Annotated in this window: 3 protein-coding genes and 1 pseudogene; 1 reads left to right on the top strand and 3 read right to left on the bottom strand. The window is 72.6% G+C overall.

Translation table 11 applies throughout. The features are described 5' to 3' along the window. The first annotated feature begins 80 nt into the window (after positions 1 to 80). Positions 81 to 1,511: a hypothetical protein gene (locus A7A76_RS08650; protein ID WP_206410822.1), complete on the top strand. Its 1,431-nt coding sequence runs from the start codon at positions 81 to 83 to the stop codon at positions 1,509 to 1,511. 362 nt (positions 1,512 to 1,873) lie between these two features. On the opposite strand, the pseudogene A7A76_RS26385 reads toward A7A76_RS08650, so the two are convergent. The 3 genes and pseudogenes from A7A76_RS26385 to A7A76_RS08660 form a co-directional block, all read right to left on the bottom strand. Beyond that, positions 1,874 to 1,927: pseudogene (locus A7A76_RS26385) on the bottom strand (DUF6053 domain-containing protein); the annotation flags it as partial. Positions 1,928 to 1,933: 6 nt separating this feature from the next. Further along, the gene (locus tag A7A76_RS08655; protein ID WP_206410823.1) at positions 1,934 to 2,284 is read right to left on the bottom strand and encodes a hypothetical protein; all 351 of its coding nucleotides are present in this window, start codon (positions 2,282 to 2,284) and stop codon (positions 1,934 to 1,936) included. After that, the coding region (locus A7A76_RS08660) for a hypothetical protein (protein ID WP_206410824.1) at positions 2,281 to 2,508 on the bottom strand (228 nt) is incomplete at its 5' end. The genes A7A76_RS08655 and A7A76_RS08660, both read right to left, overlap by 4 nt.

Raw genomic sequence — 2,508 nt, forward strand, 5'->3', positions numbered from 1 at the left:
GCCGCGCTCCGCCGTCGACGCGCCGCCGGGCGCGCGGCCACCGGCGCGCACGCCGCCGCGCGGCGAGGCAGGAGCGCAGCATGTCCGCATACGAGCCCCCTTATTCCCACGTCGGCGAAGCGTCTCCCCCGACGCTGGAGTCGCCGGACGAAGAGGTCGGCCCGCTGTCGCAGTTCCGCCACGGCGCCCAGGACCGGCGCCTGCTGGAGCTGGCCCGACTGGACGCGGGCCTGGCCGCCAACGCCGACTTCGACGACAAGCCCTGGGGGCTGCTGTACCGCGCCCTGGTCGATTCGATCGGGCTGTCGCCGGATGATTTCCAGCTCGCCTACCCCAGCGCGCCGTGGGACTGGCCGTGCCCGCAGGAAGGCTTCATCCACGCCGCCCAGTACGACTTCTGCGCCACCGCGCCGCAGTGGAGCGCGATCGGCGCCTACGTCTCCAGCGGCGACACCGTGCACCAGGCCTATCAGCAGTTCCTCAACACCGCGCTGGCGCAGACCGACTACCGCAGCCTGCGCCAGCACCTCAACGACGCCGACGACGCGCTGACCACGGCGACCAACCAGTACACCCTGGCCACCACCTCGGCCGCCTCGGCCTATGCGGCCCAGGTCGAGGACAACCAGCCCAGCTTCACCCAGTGGCTCGGCAGCGCGCGCGGCCACGGCCACCAGAGCCGGATCGTCGCCGCGCAGGTGGCGATGAACCGGGCCCAGGCGCACTACGCCGCGCTGGTGGCGCAGTGCCAGTCGCCGGAACTGGGCCAGGCGCAGCGCCGCTGCGGCGACGAGCGCTTCCACGTGCGCCTGTCCGACCTCAACCTGATCCGCATGCCCAAGGTGCCGGACTGGCGCCTGGCCCAGAGCAGCGACGACTGGGTCGCCCAGGTCGAAGCCGGCCGCGGCCCGGCCGGGGTCACCCTGGGCTTCAGCAATCGCGAGGCGCCGTACGACTTCGCCCAGACCTGGGCCGGCCGCCGCGGCCGCATCCGCCAGCTGTTCTGGCAGGTGCGCATCAACGGCCGCTGGGAGCGCATCGACGAATTCGAATTCGACAACAAGCTCGAGCTGTCGCTGGACTTCCAGGCGGTGGACACCATCGCCATCCGCCCGGGCGAGTGGTTCGACGGCGACTTCGCCCGTTCGATGATCGACGGGCCGTTCATGCCCGGCTACAGCGCCTTCGGCGGCGACAGCGTGGAGACCCGCGGCCAGCCGGTGTTCGGCGAGCGCGGCTTCTTCGGCCTGATCAAGAGCGGGCTGTGCGTGGGCTACCGGCCCTCGTTCGCGATCCGCACCACCACCTCGACCTTCCGCCGCTTCGTCGATCCGTTCAAGGCCGCCACCGCGCTGCGCGTCGGCCCGTTCGTGTTCGAGGCCGAAGGCGGCAGCCTCGCCGCCGGCTGGAAGGCCGACCCGGCGACCCAGACCTTCACCGGCGCCAGCACCTCGCGCAGCCCGCTGATCCTCGGCGCTACGGTGGCCGAACTGCCCAACGCGGCCGGCTGAGCGCCGCGGCGAAACCACCCCGCCGGCATCGGGCCGGCGGCAGCAGCAAGCATCGGCCCGCCCGGCCAGCGACCCCAGCGCGAACCGGGCACAGCATCCGCGGCGGATCGCCCAGCGACGCGACCGCCGCCCGGGCCGATGGGGAACCGGCTTGCAGGAGCCGGTTCCGGCGATCCGGCCGGTGCGCGCCTGTCAGGGGGCGGGCGCGCACCGGTCGGGGCTTGCGTTGTCGGGGCGCGGCGGGCGCTGGAGTCGCGAGCGTCGTCGCTGCATGGGCGGGGACTGCGCCGTCGGAGCCGAAAGCGTCGGGCCTGAAGGCCCTCCCACAAAAAAGCATCGGGCCTGAAGGTTTTCTCACAAGAGGCGGCTTTTGTGGGAGGGCCTTCAGGCCCGACGCTTTCGTCTCCGCTCGCCGCGCCGCCTCAACGCAACTGCGCCACCGCGATCACCAGCCACGCCACCGCCGCGACCGCGGCCATGATCCCGGCATCGAGGTCGCGCTCGCGCCAGGCGCGCCAGCCCACCACCGCCAGGCACGGCACGCCGGCCGCGACCACGCCCGCGCCGAACCAGCGCGCGCCGGGCTCCTTCTGGCCCGAGCCGAGCAGATAGCCGAACACGTCCATCGCCCACATCGGCAGCGAGAACACCCACGCCGTCAGCGGCGCCAGCACCAGGATGGTGAAGAACGCCAGCACCAGCGCCTTGAGCAGGGCGAAGCGCGTGGGCACGCGCATGTTCCAGCGATAGCGCTGGTGCGAGCGCCATCTCATGAGCGCGACAACCGGCGCGGGATCGCGACCAGGAACACGTAGCAGGCCACGATGAACGCCATGCCCAGGAAGGTCAGCAGGATTGAGTTGGTCCAGCGGTCCAGCGGCGTCGCCGCGGCCGCGCGCAGGCTGGCGTAATAGCCCTGCGCATGCTGCATCAGCCAGCCGAACGCCAGCGGCGCGGCCAGCGCGGCCAGCGCGCGCACGCGCCCGGGCAGGCGCGC

Origin of the sequence: Lysobacter enzymogenes (assembly GCF_017168095.1) — a bacterium.
GTDB lineage: Bacteria > Pseudomonadota > Gammaproteobacteria > Xanthomonadales > Xanthomonadaceae > Lysobacter > Lysobacter enzymogenes_D.

Coding starts and splice junctions, on each gene's coding strand:
- A7A76_RS08650 (WP_206410822.1), top strand. CDS start 81: ATGTCCGCATACGAGCCCCCTTATTCCCACGTCGGCGAAGCGTCTCCC.
- A7A76_RS08655 (WP_206410823.1), bottom strand. CDS start 2,284: ATGAGATGGCGCTCGCACCAGCGCTATCGCTGGAACATGCGCGTGCCC.